This is a genomic window from Micromonospora sp. NPDC023888, from assembly GCF_040639415.1.
GTDB lineage: Bacteria > Actinomycetota > Actinomycetes > Mycobacteriales > Micromonosporaceae > Micromonospora.
Map to the genome: position 1 here is coordinate 1 of NZ_JBEZZW010000103.1, position 1,217 is coordinate 1,217.

Annotated in this window: 1 protein-coding gene and 1 pseudogene; one reads left to right on the forward strand and one right to left on the reverse strand. The window is 75.5% G+C overall.

Translation table 11 applies throughout. The annotated features are described in order from the left end of the window. Positions 1-199: pseudogene (locus AB0F61_RS34220) on the reverse strand (hypothetical protein); the annotation flags it as partial. Positions 200-640: 441 nt separating this feature from the next. On the opposite strand from AB0F61_RS34220, the gene AB0F61_RS34225 reads away from it, so the two are divergent. Then, positions 641-1,217: FHA domain-containing protein (locus tag AB0F61_RS34225; RefSeq protein ID WP_357818551.1), on the forward strand; the 577-nt coding region annotated here is incomplete at its 3' end.

The following is a 1,217-nucleotide window of genomic DNA, read 5'->3' on the forward strand; positions in this document are numbered from 1 at the left end:
CCCGGAGGAAGCGCATCACCACGTCCGCGTCGTTCGCGAGCTCCTCCTTGAGGACCTTGATCGCGACGGTCTCGCCGGGCTGTCCGGGCACGGCCGCCTCGACGCCCGCGGTCTCACGCTGGCGGGCTCGCCAGACGGTGCCCGTGGCGCCGCGCCCCAGCGGCTCCTCGAGCAGGTACTTGCTGCCTACCGGCCGCACGTCATGCGCTCCCTGCGATCGTGGTCCTTGCCTGTCCGAGCCCCCCTCTCGGGTCCGCCCGGGTGTCCGCCCCACTGTAGTGCCGGACGGCGGCACACCGGCGGGTCGTCCTCCGCTCCCGTCCGACCCTGCAAGACGCGTGCGGAGGGGACACGGTTGCCAGGGTGACACGACTCTCGCCGGCGCACATGATCCCAAGGGGTGTGCAAGCAGGCGTTTTCCTGACCGGGTCCGACCGATCAAGATCATTTCTTGGTGGGCCGGGGACGAGTTGTCAGTGCCAGGTGGGAGGATGCCCCCAGCACGGCGCATCGCGGGGTCGGGAGCCCCGTGGTCCGTGCCGACCTGACCGGACGACGCGTCCGTGGGGGTGGGGGGAGATCGGGACGGGCCATTCCCTCCGCCGCCGGGCGCGCCGCGCAGAAGGGACCGCTGACGGCGATGCAGATCCGGCTGACCGTCCTCGCGGCGCCGACCGGCGGCCAGGCCGCGGGACGCGCCTGTGACGTGCTTGTCACCGCCCCGGCGGGGACCGCGCTGGCCGCCGTCGCCTCCGGGCTGGCCGCCGCCGTGTCGGGCGCCGACTCCTCGGGCGCCGTCGTGCTGTACGCGGGCGGGGAGCGGCTGGACGCGCAGCGCCGTGTGCTGGGCGAACCGCCCCTGGTGGACGGCGCGGTGCTCTCGCTCCACGTGCCCGGCGAGGACCACGCGCCCCTGGACGGCGCGGCGACGCGGCTGCACGTGGTGGCCGGGCCGGACGCCGGAGGGGTCCACCTGCTGCACCCCGGGCAGATCCGCATCGGCCGCGCCGCCGACGCCGACGTGCCCCTGGACGACCCGGACGTGTCGCGCCTGCACTGCGCGGTGACCGTGGCGGACGACGGCCGCGTCACGGTCGCGGACCTGGGCTCCACCAACGGCACCACCCTGGACGGCGACGAGGTCGGCGCCCGGCCGGTCCGCCTGACGCCGGGCGCCCTGCTGCGGCTGGGCGAGTCGACGCTGCGGCTGACGGCGG